Below are 13,867 nucleotides of genomic sequence, written 5' to 3' on the forward strand. Positions count from 1 at the left end.
CGAGAGCAGTGCAGACCACACAACTCCCGTGCTCCCGCCCCGTCCACCGCGCGTTCGCTGTCTGACCGGGAGCGCATGCCGCACATCTTCCCGGAGGCTTCTCCCATGACCGAACTGGTCATCCGCGCGCTCACCGAGAGCGACGCACATCTCTTCGACACCCTGCCCGACCCGCTCGGCGTGGGCCGCGCGCTGGCCCGTGCCACGCACCGGCCCGACTGGAAGCGGGTCGCGCTGCGCGACGGCAAGGCCGTCGCGCGGGCCGCCTGGTGGGGCGGCCCCGATGACGAATCCCCCGTCAACGTCAACTGGTTCGACGTCGCCGAAGGCGAGGAGGAGGCGGGCGCCGAGCTGCTGCGCACCTCCCCGTTCCAGGTCGAGTACGAACTGATCCTGCCCGCCGGCTGGCGCGATGACCCGGCGGCCCGGGCGGCCGGTGAGGCCAGGATCCGAGCCGCGACCGCGGCCGGAATGAAGGTCCTGGTGGAGCGGTACCAGTACCGCTGGACGCCCGAGTGCGGGCTGCCGGAGCGCCCCGGGCGGCTGGAGTTCCGGCCGGAGCCCGACGACGCCGTGGTCCTCGACATTCTGCGCCGAGTCCACTCCGTCACGCTCGACGCGCACGCGCTTCGCGCCATCGCCGAGGGCGGGCTGGACCGGGCCGCGCAGGAGGAGCTGGACTTCTTCCACTGGTGCCCGTCGCCACGCGAGTGGTGGCGGCTGGCGCACACGCCCGAGGGTGAACTGGTCGGCATCCAGGTCCCGGCGCACAATCCGTCAGGCCCGTGCGTCGGCTTCATCGGCGTCGTACCGGAGCAGCGCGGCAACGGCTATGCGTACGACCTGCTCGTGGAGTGCACCAACTTCCTGGCGGAGCAGGGCGCTGAGTTCATCGCGGGCGCAACCGATCAGGGCAACTTCCCGATGGCCGCGAACTTCGCCAAGGCCGGGCATCCGGTGGTCCAGGAGCGGATCCACTTCCTTCCTGCTTCATAGGTATTGATCACGCGCGGGGGTGTCCGTAGGCTCCGGGCACCCCCGAGCCGATGGCGAGCGGCCCCCCATGGTCATGGACGATCCCCGCACGGAGCCGCAGCATCGCGTGGGCGGCGGCTGGATATCCGCTCTCGTACTGGCCAACCTGGGCCTGTTCATGGCCTTTCTCACCCCGATCCAGATACTGCTCGCCGAGCAGATCGACGCACTCGACCCGTCGGGCAAGGAGATTGCGCTGGGCTGGACGACGGGTGTCGGGGCGCTCGTCGCCGTGGTCGCCAATCCGCTCGCGGGCGCGCTCTCGGACCGTACGGGCGGGCGCTTCGGCCGCCGTCGGCCGTGGATCCTGGGCGGCGCTGTGCTGGGCGCGGTGGGACTCGCCGTCACCGCGGCGCAGACGACGGTCCTCGGGGTCGCGCTCGGCTGGTGCCTGGCACAGCTCGGGCTGAACGCCATGCTTGCCGGGACCAACGCGGTGGTGCCCGACCAGGTGCCGGTGCGTCAGCGGGCCGCGGTCTCCGGCTTCATCGGGATACCGATGACGCTGGGTCTGGTGGTCGGCGCGCTCCTGGTGACCATGGTGGTGACGGGGATCGCGACGGGCTATCTGCTGCTGGCTGTGCTGACGGTGCTCTGCGCACTGCCGTTCGTTCTGTTCGTGCCGGACCCTCAAGTGCCGGTATCCGCACGGGAGTCGGTGCGGCTGAAGGACTTCTGGGTGAGCCCGCGGGCGTATCCGGACTTCGGCTGGGCCTGGCTCACCCGCTTTCTGGTGATGCTCGGCAATGCCATGGGCACGCTCTATCTGCTGTATTTCCTCAAAGAGGCCGTGCGCTACGCGGATCCCGACGAGGGCGTGCTGATCCTGACGCTGCTGTACACAGCGGGCGTGGTGGTGACGGCGATGGCGGGCGGGGTGGTCTCGGACCGGCTGGGGCGGCGCAAGGCGCTGGTGGCAGTCGGTTCGGCGGTGATGGCGGCGGCCTCGCTGCTGCTGACGTTCTGGCACACCTGGCCGGTGGCGATGGGCGCCGCGGCGCTGCTGGGGCTCGGCTTCGGGTTGTACATCGCGGTCGACCAGGCGCTGATCACCCAGGTGCTGCCGCGGGCAGGCGACCGCGCCAAGGATCTGGGCGTCATCAATATCGCCAACTCGGCGCCACAGGTCCTCGGCCCGGCGCTGGCCGCGCCGATCGTGGCGTACGCGGGCGGGTACGCCGGGCTGTATCTGACCTCCACGGTTGTTACGGTCCTCGGCGGGGTGCTGGTGTGGAAGATCCGCTCAGTGCCGTGAACCGTTCAGTGCTGTGACTTCTGGGCTGCGACGGCGTCCCGGTACCAGGCGTACGAGGCCTTCGGTGTGCGCTCAAGCGTCTCGTAGTCGACGTGGACGAGCCCGAAGCGCTGGGACGCGCCCTCGACCCACTCGATGTTGTCGGTGAGCGACCAGGTGAAGTAGCCGCGTACGTCGACTCCCGCGCCGATCGCCTCGTGCAGCGAGCGCAGGTGGGCGTCGAGGAAGGCGATACGACGAGGGTCGTCAAGGCCGTCGTACGAGCAGCCGTTCTCGGTGATGTACAGCGGCGGCAGGCCGTCGCCGAACCGGTCCTTCAGCTGTACGAGCAGCTCACGAAGCCCGTCGGGGACGACCGGCCAGCCGAAGTCGGTGCGCTCGTCACTCGCGATGTCCCGCAGCCCGAAGGGGAGTTCGGCGGGCATGCCGACGCCCGCGAAGTCCCCGAGGGCGTTGTTCGAAGGCGCGCCGACGAGCATCGGGTGGTAGTAGTTCACGCCGTACCAGTCGAGGGGAGCGGAGATGACGGCGAGATCCTCGGCGACCGGTCCCGGCATCAGGGCGGCGAAGTTCTCGTCGGGGTAGCGGCCGGTCAGGATCGGGTCGGCGAACATCCAGTTGGTGATCGTGTCGTACAGCTCCGCTCCGAACCGGTCCTCCTCGCTCGTCCCGGCGGTCCACACGGGCGAGTGGGAGACGGCGATGCCGATGTTCGCCACGCCCGCCGCGCGCAGTGCCTGGACGGCGAGGCCGTGGGCGAGCAGCTGGTGGTGGGCGGCGGGCAGCGCGTCGAAGAGGAGCTGCTTGCCGGGCGCGTGCTCGCCGAGGGCGTAGCCGAGCAGGGTGACCTCGGCCGGCTCGTTGATGGTGATCCACATCGGTACGCGGTCGGCGAGCCGTTCGGCGACCACGGACGCGTACTCGGCGAACCGGGCCGCCGTGTCGCGGTTGAGCCAGCCGCCCGCCTCGTCCAGCGGGAGCGGGGTGTCCCAGTGGTACAGGGTGGGCGCTGGCGTGATGCCGTGGGCGCACAGTTCGTCGACGAGCCGGTCGTAGAAGTCGAGCCCGGCGGCGCTCACCCGGCCGCTGCCGCCGGGGACGACGCGCGGCCAGCTGACCGAGAAGCGGAAGGCGTCCGCGCCGAGCCCGGCGAGCAGGGCGACGTCCTCGCGGTAGCGGGCGTGGAAGCCGGTGCCGCGCGAGGCGTCGGCGCCGTCCTTGATCCGGCCCTGGGCGGCGAAGGCGTCCCATCCGGAGGGGCCCTTGCCGTCGGTGTCGGCGGCCCCCTCGGTCTGGAAGGCGGAGGCGGACGCGCCCCAGAGGAAGCCGGGCGGGAACGCGGGCAGCGGCGGCGGGATCGACATGGTTGGTGACCTTAATGGCCCCAACGTCACCGCCTCTAGACCCCGATCTTGCCAGGATGGGAGTCGGCAGAGACGACGAGGGGACCGCCAGTGCTGTTCGAGGTGTGGGCGCCGCAGGCCGAGGACCGGGTCGCGCTGTGGCTGGAGGGCGAGGAGCGCCCGATGGTGCGCGCCGAGGGGCGTGCGGGCTGGTGGCACGCGGAGGCCGACGCGGGCGACGGCGCGCGGTACGGCTTCGCGCTGGACGGCGGTCCCGTGCTGCCCGATCCGCGCTCGCGGCGCCAGCCGGAAGGACCGGAAGGCCCGAGCGCGGTGGTCGACCAGGGTGCGTACGAGTGGCGGCACGCGTGGGCGGGGCGTGGGCTCGGCGGCGCGGTGCTGTACGAGCTGCACATCGGCACGTACACGCGCGAGGGCACCCTGGACGCGGCGGCCGAACGGCTCGGCGAGCTGGCCGAGTTGGGGATCACGCATATCGAGCTGATGCCGCTGTGCCCCTTCCCCGGGGTGCACGGCTGGGGCTACGAGGGCGTTTCGCTGTGGGCTGTGCACGAGCCGTACGGCGGGCCCGAGGCGCTCAAACGCTTTGTCGACACGGCGCACGGGCACGGCCTCGGGGTGGTGCTGGACGTGGTCCACAACCACCTCGGCCCGTCCGGGAACCTCCTGCCCGCCTTCGGCCCGTACTTCACCGACACCCACCACACGCCGTGGGGTTCGGCAGTCAACCTCGACGCCCCGGGCTCGGACGACGTGCGTGCGTACCTGCTGGGCAGCGCAATGGCCTGGCTGCTCGACTACCGTCTGGACGGCCTGCGTCTGGACGCGGTACACGCCCTCGCCGACACCCGGGCGCTGACCTTCCTGGAGGAGCTCTCGACCGCCGTCGACGCGATCTCCCGCGAGATCGGTCGGCCGCTGTTCCTGATCGCCGAGTCGGATCTGTGCGACCCGCGGACGACGCGGCCGCGCGTGGCGGGCGGCCTCGGTCTGCACGCGCAGTGGAACGACGACTTCCACCACGCCCTGCACACCGTGCTGACCGGCGAATCCCAGGGCTACTACGCCGACTTCGCCGCCGCTCCCCTCGCGGCCCTCGCCAAGACCCTCACCCGCGTCTTCTTCCACGACGGCACGTACTCGTCCTTCCGCGGCCGTACGCACGGCCGCCCGGTCGATGTGACGAGCACCCCCGCACTCCGCTTCCTCGGCTATGCGCAGACGCACGACCAGATCGGCAACCGGGCGCTGGGCGACCGGCTCTCGGCCACCCTCTCCCCCGGGCTGCTGGCGTGCGCGGCCGCGCTGGTGCTGACCGGGCCCTCCACTCCGATGCTGTTCATGGGCGAGGAGTGGGGCGCCCGCACGCCCTGGCAGTTCTTCACCGACCACACCGACCCGGAGCTCGCCGAGGCTGTACGGGCCGGCAGGCGGCGGGAGTTCGCGGCGCACGGCTGGGCGGCCGAGCAGATCCCCGACCCGCAGGATCCGCGGACCAGGGAGCACTCCTGTCTGGACCGGGCCGAGCGGGAGCGGGAGCCGCACGCCCGGCTGCTGGCCTGGCACCGCGAACTGATCGCGCTGCGCCGTACACAGTCCGATCTGGCCGACCCCGATCTGGCCGCGGTGAAGGTGGCGTACGACGAACAGGCGCGCTGGCTGGCCTTCCGGCGCGGCGATCTGCGGGTCGCGGTCAATCTCGCCAAGGATCCGGCCGCGATCCCGCTGGGCGGCGGCGGCCGCGTGCTGGCAGCCTGGGAGCCTGTCGAGGCGCCGGGCGCGGACGGCCTGTTGCACCTGCCGCCGGAGTCCTGTGTCGTCCTGGCAGACGACTGAAACCTTTGCCTTCGAGCGCACTCAAGCTCCTACTGTCGCTGCTATGAGGCAACGGAATCTGGGCAGGACAGGTCTGCGCGTCAGCGAGCTCTGTCTCGGCACGATGAGCTTCGCCGACGACGCGAGCGGACATCGCATCCTCGACGCCTTCATCGAGGCGGGCGGCACCTTCATCGACACCGCCGACATGTACGAGCGCGGCGGCTCGGAGGAGATCCTGGGCCGCTGGCTCAAGGGGCGCAGGCGCGACGACCTGGTCGTCGCGACCAAGGTGTGGGGACGGATGGGCGACGCCCCCAACGACGGCGGGCTGAGCCGCAAGCACATCGTGGCAGCCGTGGAGGCGAGCCTGCGCCGTCTCGGCACGGACTACATCGATCTGTACCAGACGCATGTATGGGATCCGACGACGCCGATCGAGGAGACCCTCGCCACGCTCGACACCCTCGTGAAGGCCGGCAAGGTCCGCTATGTGGGCGCCAGCAATGTGTCCGCCTCCCAGTTGCAGCGCTCCCTCGATATGGCCCGGCACCGTGGGTGGGAGCCCTATGTGTGTCTCCAGCCGCTCTACAACCTGCTGCGCCGCGAGTTGGAGTGGGAGCTGGCGCCTCTGTGCGAGGCCGAGGGCGTCGGCGTCATTCCGTGGAGCCCGCTGTCGGGCGGCTGGCTGACCGGCAAGTACCGGCGCGGCATGGAGTCCGTGCCGGCCGACTCCCGGGAGGCCCGGTTCCAGGAGCGGTCGGGGAACGAGGGCTGGCGCGAGCGGGACACCGAGGACACCTGGCGGGTGCTGGACGCGCTGCACGAGGTGGCCGACGAGGCGGGCCGTACGCCGTCGCAGGTGGCGCTGCGCTGGCTGGCGGAGCGGCCGGCGGTGACCGCGCCCATCATCGGGCCGCGTACGGCCGAGCAGCTGACGGACAATCTGGGCGCGGTCGGCTGGGAGCTGACGGCGGACCAGACCGCGAAGCTGGACGCGGCGAGCGCGCGCCCGTTGCCGTATCCGTACGACATGCTGGCGCGCCACAGCCACCACGACCCGCGCTAGAGCGGGCCATCGGGCCCCGAACGCCCTTCCGGCGACCGGAGCCCCGGGGGCGGAGCCCGGGGCTACTCCACGATCGCCATCTCGCGTGAGGTGGTGTTCAGGCGGCGGCCGCCGTCCTCGGTGACCGTGACGATGTCCTCGATACGGACGCCGAAGCGCCCGGGGAGATAGATCCCCGGCTCCACGGAGAAGCACATCCCGGGCACCAGCGGCCGCCCCTCGCCCTCGATCATGTACGGCGGTTCATGCGTGGTGACGCCGATGCCGTGGCCGGTGCGGTGGATGAACAGGTCACCGTACCCGGCCTCGTCGATGATCTCGCGGGCGGCGCGGTCGATCTCCTGGCAGGCCACGCCCGGCTGCACGGCCTCGACCCCGGCCCGCTGCGCCTCCTGTACGACGTCATGGATGTGCTGCTCGGCGGGGCCCGGCTCACCGACATGGACGGTACGGGAGGTGTCGGAGCCGTAGCCGTGCTTGAGGCCGCCGAAGTCGAGGACGACCATGTCGCCGTGTTCGATGGTGCGGTCACCGGCCTCGTGGTGCGGATTGGCACCGTTCGGGCCGGAGCCGACGACGGTGAAGTCGACCTGGGAGTGGCCGAAGTGCTTGAGCAGCGCGGCGAGATCAGCCGCGACGTCCGTCTCCTTCCGCCCCGAAAAGCGGACCTTGAGGATCTCCTCGTACGCCGCGTCGGCGGCCGCGCCCGCCGCGGCCAGCCGCTCCAGCTCGGCCGCGTCCTTGACCGCCCGTAGCATCGGCAACGCTTCGGTGAGCGATACGTACGAAGTCCCCGGCAGCTCCCTCTGCAGGCCGAGCAGATGCATCGCCCAGGCGTTGTCGCTGATGCCGAAGCGACCGTCCACATCGAGCAGGGGAGCGGTGACGCCGTACGGATCCTTGCCGTCGGTCCAGTCCCGCAGGGTCAGCGCGGCCGCGCCGGGGGCCCGCTCGGCGTCCGGGGCCTCCAGGGTGGGGACGACGAGGACCGGGTCCTGGCCCGCGGCAAGGACGAGGAGGGTCAGCCGCTCGGTGATCGCGGGCCGGTAGCCGGTGAGGTACGTGAGGTCGGGGCCGGGCGCGACCAGCACTCCGGCGAGCCCCGCGTCGGCTGCGGAGTCGGCGGCGCGGACCATCCGGGCCTGGTAGTCGGCGGCGGTGAAGGGCGCGGGCGTCGTGGACATGGGGCCATCCTGCCCGCAGCTCGTGGGGCGCGCGAGCTCAGTCCTGGCCCTTGGCCACCAGCCGCTCGAGAAGTTCCTGGAACTCGTCGCCGACCACGATCCGAAGGCCCTCGCCGTCCTCGTCGTGGTCGCTGAGCTGGGTGAGCGTGCCGTCGCGCCACCAGTAGACGTACGGGCTGATGGCGCCGGGGGTGTCGACGTAGCCGGAGGCAGCGAAGGAGGCCATGGCGTTGAGCGCGGGGATCATCCCGGCGTCGTGGATGGCGTGGAAGGCGAGCTGGTGCCGGAAGGGCATGGCCACCAGAGCGCCGTCGGCGGTGAGCTGCTGACCGGTCACCTGCCGTACGACGCTGTCCAGAGCCAGGACCCGGCTCGCGGTGTAGAAGGAGTCGCCGAGGACCACCTCGAAGCGCATGCCTTCGCCGTCCTTGACGGTCTCGTGCCCCTCGACGGGCAGTCCCCTGAGGTTGTAGAGCGCCTGGTCCCGCAGGTACTGAAGGTCGCCGAGGGGTTCCAGGGCCTCGTCGGTGAGCATCATGACGCTCTCCGGGAGGTCGAGCGCGATGATCTCGTACAGGCCGGGGGCGAGGGCGCGAGCGTAGCCGAAGTTCTCCGGGTTGAAGCCGTCGCGGCCGACGACGCGGGGGTAGAGCTGGGCGCGGATCTGCTCAGTCGGGAGAGTGTCGAGCGCGGAGGGGGCGTCCATGGTGCGCAGCACCATCCCGACGTGCTGGCGGACGAGTTCGGGCCAGGCGCGCGGCCCGCGTTCGTCGTTGTGGCAGACGGCGGCGAGGTTGGCGAGGCCGAACTGGCGGCCCGCGCTGTCGGTCACCACGTCCGCGTAGACGGTCACCTCCAGGCCCGATTCGGCGAAGGCTTCCCGCACCTGGGCGCGGAAGCGTGTGCCCTCGTCGGCCGAGAAGAAGGAGAACTCGGGGTCCCGGGGTGCATCGCGTCCGTCACGCTTCGGCCCTCGCCGGAACAACCCCACGTCAACCGCCTTCGCTCGTCCGCTCGCGTGCAGGGCTTCGAGCGTACCGACCCCGTCCGGCTCCTTCGCCGCGGGCCGGTGCCTGCGGCGGGCCCCGGGGGCTACGGGGACTGTGTGACCACGAAGTCGGCGCGGTTGCGGCCGCGGGCCACCAGGCGGGCGTTGGGCTCGTCGGAGTCGTGGACCCAGCGCTCGGCGTAATGCCGCTGCTTGCCGAACCGCACATGCCGGTCGACCAGGCGGCGTACGCGCACGGCGTCGTCGATCTCCAGGTACCAGACCTCGTCGAGAAGGGGCCGGACCTGCGCCCAGGGGCCTTCGTCGTGGAGGAGGTAATTGCCCTCGGTGACGATGAGCGGGACGTCGGGGGCGACGGGAATGCTGCCGGCGACCGGCTCCTCCAGAGCGCGGTCGAAGGCGGGCGCGTAGACCGTGGCGTCCGGGGCGGGGGCACGCAGCCGGGCGAGCAGGGCGGCGTACCCGGCGGCATCGAAGGTGTCGGGGGCACCCTTGCGGCCGGCGCGGCCGAGGCGTTCGAGCTCGGCCTGGGCGAGGTGGAAGCCGTCCATGGGGACGAGGACAGCGAGCCCGTCGAGGGCGTCGACGAGATGGGCGGCGAGGCTCGACTTCCCGGCGCCCGGGGCTCCCGCGATGCCGAGGACGAGGCGGCGACCGGGGACGGCGAGGGCGCGGGCGCGGTACAGGACGTGCGGTGGGTACTGCGGCGGAGGTGGCGCATGCATGCTGCGCATTGTTCCATCGCGTTGATCGATCTTCGTCATACGTATAACGTGGAGCGCATGTCCTACATCGCCCTGGTCACCCTCGTCGTCCGCGACTACGACGAGGCCATCGCCTTCTACACCGACGCGCTCGGCTTCGAGCTGGTCGAGGACACCGACCGCGGAGACGGCAGCCGCTGGGTGGTGGTCCGCCCGCGCGGGTCGGGCGGCGGCACCGCGCTGCTGCTGGCCCGCGCCAAGGGGGAGGTCCAGCGCGCGAGCGTGGGCGCGCAGACGGGTGGCCGGGTCGGCTTCTTCCTGCACACCGAGGATTTCGCGGCCGACCACGCGAGGATGACGGCGGCCGGCGTGCGCTTCCTGGAGGAGCCGCGGCACGAGGCGTACGGCTCGGTCGCGGTCTTCGAGGATCTGTACGGCAACCGCTGGGACCTGCTGCAGCCCAAGTAGTCAGCCGGGGAGATCGAGCTCCGCGCGAACGGTCTTCCCGAGCCCTCCGCGCTCCAGGACCTCCCACCGGCAGGCGAGCGCCTCGACGAGGAGGAGGCCGCGGCCGGATTCGGCCAGGGCCGGTGGCCGCGGTACGCCTCCCGGGTGGGGCGGTCGCTGCTCGGTACGGGTGTCGGAGACCTCGATACGGAGTGTGTCCGCGCTCAAGGTGAGCGTCAGCTCGAAGTCCCGGCCGGGTACGCGCCCGTGGGTCACCGCGTTCGCGGCGAGCTCCGCGACGAGCACGGCGGCGGTGTCGGACGGCTCGGAGTCGTACGGGATGCCCCAGGCGTGCAGCTGGTGGAGGGCGAGGTGGCGGGCGCACCGGGCACCGCGTCGGGTGGCGCTGAAGCGCTGGGTGAACACACGTACGGTGAGGGGCTGTTGGGGAGTGGGTGCGTGCATGCGACCACGGTGGCGGCTGGGAGCCGCGTTCCCCCAGATCAGGAACCCGTACGCCGAGTCAGCGTACGGGTACCCACAGTGGACAGTACGGGTAACTGACCGTGACCATGGGTGAGTTGCGGGGTTGCTCAGCGCAGGCACGTGGGAGGTGGCCGTAGATGACGGAGACGGCGGGCGCACCGGGCGGTTCGGGCGGGGAGCCGGAGGTATCGGACAGCCTGAAGGCGTTCGGGGAGGTGGTCAAGGCCTTCCGGAGGCGGGCGAGGCTGACACAGGAGGAGTTCGCGCCGAGGGTGCGGTACTCGCTGCCGACGGTGGCGTCGATCGAGCAGGGCCGCCGCTTCCCGCCGGCGGATTTCGTCGACCGGGCGGAGGAGGTGCTGGACGCGTTCGGCACGCTGAAAGGCGCGGCACGGCATCTGTCGCGGCGGCCGGGGCTGGCGAGCTGGTTCCGGCAGTGGGCGAGTCTGGAGGCGGAGGCGGTCAGTCTCTACACATACGAATGCCGGTTGATTCCGGGCCTGTTGCAGACGGAGGCGTACGCGCGGACGCTGTTCGCCGACCGGCTGCCACCGCTGGGCGACGAGCAGATCGATACTCGGCTCAGCGCGCGTGCGGATCGACAGCGGTTGCTAAGGGAGCGCCCGAACACCGCGTACAGCTTCATCTTCGAAGAGCATCTGCTGCTGCGGCGGTTGGGCGGGGCTCAGGTCACGCGGGAACTCATCGACCACATCCTCGGGCTCGCCGAGCTCCGCAACATCGAGCTACAGATCATGCCGCTGGTGCGGGAGAGTCACGCGGGGACGGACGGCCCCATGCGGCTGCTGGAGACCTCGGACAACAAGTGGCTCGGCTACTGCGAGGGGCAGGAGAGCGGGCAGTTCATCTCCGACCCGAAAGTGGTCAGCATGCTCCAGATGCGGTATGCCAGGATGCGGTCACAGGCTCTTACCCTGGAAGACTCCGTGAGCCTGTTGCGGCAGATGCGAGGAGCAGCATGAGCACCACAGAACTGGCCTGGTTCAAGAGCAGCTACAGCGGCAGCTCCGGTGACGACTGCGTCGAAGTCGCGCTCTCCTGGCACAAGTCCAGCTACAGCGGCAGCTCCGGCGACTCCTGCGTCGAGATCGCCACCTGCCCCACCACCGTCCACGTCCGCGACTCCAAGGACACCGAGGGCCCCCAACTCGCCCTCGCCCCCGCCTCCTGGACCAGCTTCGTCACCTACGCCGCCGAAGCCCGGGGCTGACGCGGCTCAGACGCGCGCTACTCACCGGGCACCTTCGCTCAGGTCAGCCGGAAGACCGGGCCGCGGGGCGTGAACGGAAGGGAGCCGCCCTGCGGGATCAGGAAGGCGTGCTCGCGCCGGATCCGCAGGGGGTCGCACCAGCCGTCGGTGATCACAAGCACTGGGGCGGCGGGCGGGAAGTCACCGGCCCGCTGCAACAGGTCGATCCCGGGCTGCAGTACGGTCCCGCCGCGCCCGCGGACCCGCACCCGTCCCGGCCGCACGGTGGCGAGCCCCAGCAGCAGTTCGGGTATCTGGGCGGGAGTGACGGTGACGGCAGCCTGCACGCGGTGGTGTTCCTTCGGCGAACTCGGAGAAGAAGATCGGGCCCGCCCAGTGTGGGCGGGCCCGATGGTCCCTCGCAGCCGATTTTCCGTCCGCGGGATCAGCCCTCGTCCGGGCTGAGCCGCAGCGAGATGCTGTTGATGCAGTACCGCTGGTCGGTCGGGGTCGGATAGCCCTCGCCCTCGAAGACGTGGCCCAGATGCGACCCGCACCTCGCGCACCGCACCTCCGTGCGCGACATCCCGTGCGAGCGGTCCTCGATCAGCTCGACCGCGTCCGTGTCCTTCGGGTCGTAGAAGCTCGGCCAGCCGCAGTGCGACTCGAACTTCGTGTCCGAGCGGAAGAGCTCGGCGCCGCATGCCCGGCAGGAGTAGACGCCCGTCGTCTTGGTGTCGGTGTACTCACCGACGAAGGCGGGCTCCGTGCCGGCCTTCCGCAGGACCTGGTATTCCGCGGGGGACAGCTCCGCGCGCCACTGCTCGTCCGGCTTTTCGATGTCGTACGACATGAGAACGGCTCCCTTGGGTCTATCGGCCGGCCAGGCGGGCCAGGATGTCCGGACCGAGGTCCGTGACGTCGCCCGCGCCCATGGTGAGAACCAGATCACCGGGCTTCGCCATTCCCGCGACCACCTCGGGCACGGTCGCCTTGTCGTGGACGGCCGTCACGTCCGCGCCCGCCGTGCGGGCCGCGTCGATGATCAGGGTGCTGGTGATGCCCGGGATCGGGTCCTCGCGGGCCGGGTAGATGTCGAGGACCACCGAGGCGTCCGCCAGCGCGAGCGCCTGGCCCATCTCCGTGCCCAGTTCCTGCGTACGGGAGAAGAGGTGCGGCTGGAAGACGACCAGCAGCCGGGCGTCCGCCGCCGCGCCGCGCATGGCCTCGAGGTCGGCGGTCATCTCGGTGGGGTGGTGCGCGTACGAGTCGATGACCTGGACGCCCGCGGCCTCGCCCTTGAGCTGGAGGCGGCGCTTGACGCCGGTGTACTTGCCGATGGCCGATGCGAGGTTGTGCGCCGGGATGCCGAGGGCGACGCCGGCGGCGAGTGCGGCCACGGCGTTGTGCGCGTAGTGGCGGCCGGGAACCGAGACCGTGAAGGTGAGGAACTTGCCGTCCAGCAGGACCGTGACCTCGCTGGTCAGGCCGCGCGGGGTGACCTTGTGGACGCGGACGTCCGCGGACTCTGCCTCGCCATACGTGACGACCTTCAGCGTGGACAGGTCGCGGATGCGGGAGGTGAGCTCGACGGCGCCGGGCTGGTCGGCGGTGATCACCAGCGTGCCGCCCGGGACGACCTTGCCGACGAACGTCTCGAAGGAGTCGTAGATCTCGTCCATCGAGGCGTAGTTGGCGTGGTGGTCGAGCTCCACATTGAGGACGATCGCGACCTCGGGGTCGTACTTCTGGAAGCTGCGGTCGCTCTCGTCGGCCTCGGCGACGAAGATGTCGCCCTCGCCGTGGCGGGCGTTCGTCCCCGGTCCGGCCAGGTCGCCGCCGATGGCGTACGCGGGGTCGAGGCCCAGCTCGGTCAGGGCCACGGCCAGCATGGAGGTGGTGGTCGTCTTGCCGTGCGTGCCGGCGACGGCGATCGAGCGCAGGCCCGTCATCAGCGAGGCCAGCGCGTCGGAACGGTGCACGACCGGGACGGACAGCTCGGCGGCGCGTGCCAGCTCCGGGTTGTCGGGGCGGATGGCGCTGGAGACGACCACGCAGGTCGCGTCGTCCGCGAGATGCGAGGCCGCGTGCCCGATGTGGACCGTGGCACCCAGCGCCCGCAGGGCCTCGGCCGTCGCAGACTCCTTGGCGTCGCTGCCCGCGACCTTCGCTCCGCGCTGGGCGAGGATCTTCGCGATGCCCGACATTCCGGCGCCGCCGATGCCGATGAAGTGCGGGCGTTCCATGGCGCTAGGGACGGCGGGTGCCATGCGTGTGTCTCCCCAAGAT

The 13,867-nt window shown here is 71.1% G+C and carries 14 protein-coding genes and 1 pseudogene; 7 read left to right on the forward strand and 8 right to left on the reverse strand.

The annotated features are described in order from the left end of the window. The first annotated feature begins 105 nt into the window (after nt 1-105). Together QFZ67_RS08505 and QFZ67_RS08510 are read left to right on the forward strand one after the other, a co-directional pair. Entirely contained in the window at nt 106-996 is an 891-nt protein-coding gene (locus QFZ67_RS08505) for a GNAT family N-acetyltransferase (RefSeq protein ID WP_307660489.1), read from the forward strand. Between the two features lie 73 nt (nt 997-1,069). Beyond that, nucleotides 1,070-2,290, forward strand: a complete 1,221-nt coding sequence (locus QFZ67_RS08510) for an MFS transporter (RefSeq protein ID WP_307660490.1) — start codon at nt 1,070-1,072, stop codon at nt 2,288-2,290. 5 nt (nt 2,291-2,295) lie between these two features. Here QFZ67_RS08510 and QFZ67_RS08515 read toward each other — a convergent pair whose 3' ends face one another. Further along, on the reverse strand, nt 2,296-3,654 hold the full coding sequence (locus QFZ67_RS08515; RefSeq protein ID WP_307660491.1) for a GH1 family beta-glucosidase: 1,359 nt from the start codon (nt 3,652-3,654) through the stop codon (nt 2,296-2,298). Nucleotides 3,655-3,744: 90 nt separating this feature from the next. Between QFZ67_RS08515 and treZ the strand changes: the two genes are divergently transcribed. Further along, on the forward strand, nt 3,745-5,490 hold the full coding sequence (gene treZ / locus QFZ67_RS08520) for a malto-oligosyltrehalose trehalohydrolase (protein WP_307660492.1): 1,746 nt from the start codon (nt 3,745-3,747) through the stop codon (nt 5,488-5,490). A 43-nt stretch (nt 5,491-5,533) separates the two neighbouring features. Further along, a complete protein-coding gene (locus QFZ67_RS08525) occupies nt 5,534-6,538 on the forward strand; it encodes an aldo/keto reductase (RefSeq protein ID WP_307660493.1) in 1,005 nt (334 codons plus the stop codon). A 62-nt stretch (nt 6,539-6,600) separates the two neighbouring features. Here QFZ67_RS08525 and QFZ67_RS08530 read toward each other — a convergent pair whose 3' ends face one another. From QFZ67_RS08530 to QFZ67_RS08540, 3 genes are all read right to left on the reverse strand, one after another. Continuing rightward, nucleotides 6,601-7,722 carry an aminopeptidase P family protein gene (locus QFZ67_RS08530; RefSeq protein ID WP_307660494.1) on the reverse strand — a complete coding sequence of 374 codons (1,122 nt, stop codon included), beginning with the start codon at nt 7,720-7,722 and terminating at the stop codon, nt 6,601-6,603. A gap of 37 nt (nt 7,723-7,759) precedes the next feature. Beyond that, entirely contained in the window at nt 7,760-8,713 is a 954-nt protein-coding gene (locus QFZ67_RS08535) for a hypothetical protein (RefSeq protein WP_307660495.1), read from the reverse strand. 101 nt (nt 8,714-8,814) lie between these two features. Then, on the reverse strand, nt 8,815-9,456 hold the full coding sequence (locus QFZ67_RS08540) for a nucleoside/nucleotide kinase family protein (protein ID WP_307660496.1): 642 nt from the start codon (nt 9,454-9,456) through the stop codon (nt 8,815-8,817). Between the two features lie 57 nt (nt 9,457-9,513). Between QFZ67_RS08540 and QFZ67_RS08545 the strand changes: the two genes are divergently transcribed. After that, complete coding sequence (locus QFZ67_RS08545; RefSeq protein WP_307660497.1) at nt 9,514-9,903, forward strand: VOC family protein; 390 nt, start codon at nt 9,514-9,516, stop codon at nt 9,901-9,903. On the opposite strand, the gene QFZ67_RS08550 is transcribed toward QFZ67_RS08545, so the two are convergent. After that, nucleotides 9,904-10,347, reverse strand: coding sequence for an ATP-binding protein (locus tag QFZ67_RS08550; RefSeq protein WP_307660498.1), 444 nt, complete (start codon nt 10,345-10,347; stop codon nt 9,904-9,906). 158 nt (nt 10,348-10,505) lie between these two features. On the opposite strand from QFZ67_RS08550, the gene QFZ67_RS08555 reads away from it, so the two are divergent. Then, the gene (locus QFZ67_RS08555) at nt 10,506-11,351 is read left to right on the forward strand and encodes a helix-turn-helix transcriptional regulator (protein WP_307660499.1); all 846 of its coding nucleotides are present in this window, start codon (nt 10,506-10,508) and stop codon (nt 11,349-11,351) included. Further along, entirely contained in the window at nt 11,348-11,599 is a 252-nt protein-coding gene (locus QFZ67_RS08560; protein ID WP_307660500.1) for a DUF397 domain-containing protein, read from the forward strand. The genes QFZ67_RS08555 and QFZ67_RS08560 overlap by 4 nt, the downstream gene beginning before the upstream one ends. A 38-nt stretch (nt 11,600-11,637) precedes the next feature. On the opposite strand, the pseudogene QFZ67_RS08565 reads toward QFZ67_RS08560, so the two are convergent. The 3 genes and pseudogenes from QFZ67_RS08565 to murC all read right to left on the reverse strand — a co-directional run. Then, nucleotides 11,638-11,853 (reverse strand): annotated as a pseudogene (locus QFZ67_RS08565) (hypothetical protein); the annotation flags it as partial. 170 nt (nt 11,854-12,023) lie between these two features. Further along, nucleotides 12,024-12,431, reverse strand: a complete 408-nt coding sequence (msrB, locus tag QFZ67_RS08570) for a peptide-methionine (R)-S-oxide reductase MsrB (protein ID WP_307660501.1) — start codon at nt 12,429-12,431, stop codon at nt 12,024-12,026. 19 nt (nt 12,432-12,450) lie between these two features. After that, complete coding sequence (gene murC / locus QFZ67_RS08575) at nt 12,451-13,848, reverse strand: UDP-N-acetylmuramate--L-alanine ligase (protein ID WP_307660502.1); 1,398 nt, start codon at nt 13,846-13,848, stop codon at nt 12,451-12,453. Nucleotides 13,849-13,867: the final 19 nt, after the last annotated feature.

Origin of the sequence: Streptomyces sp. V1I1 (assembly GCF_030817355.1) — a bacterium.
In the GTDB taxonomy this organism is placed as follows: Bacteria; Actinomycetota; Actinomycetes; order Streptomycetales; family Streptomycetaceae; genus Streptomyces.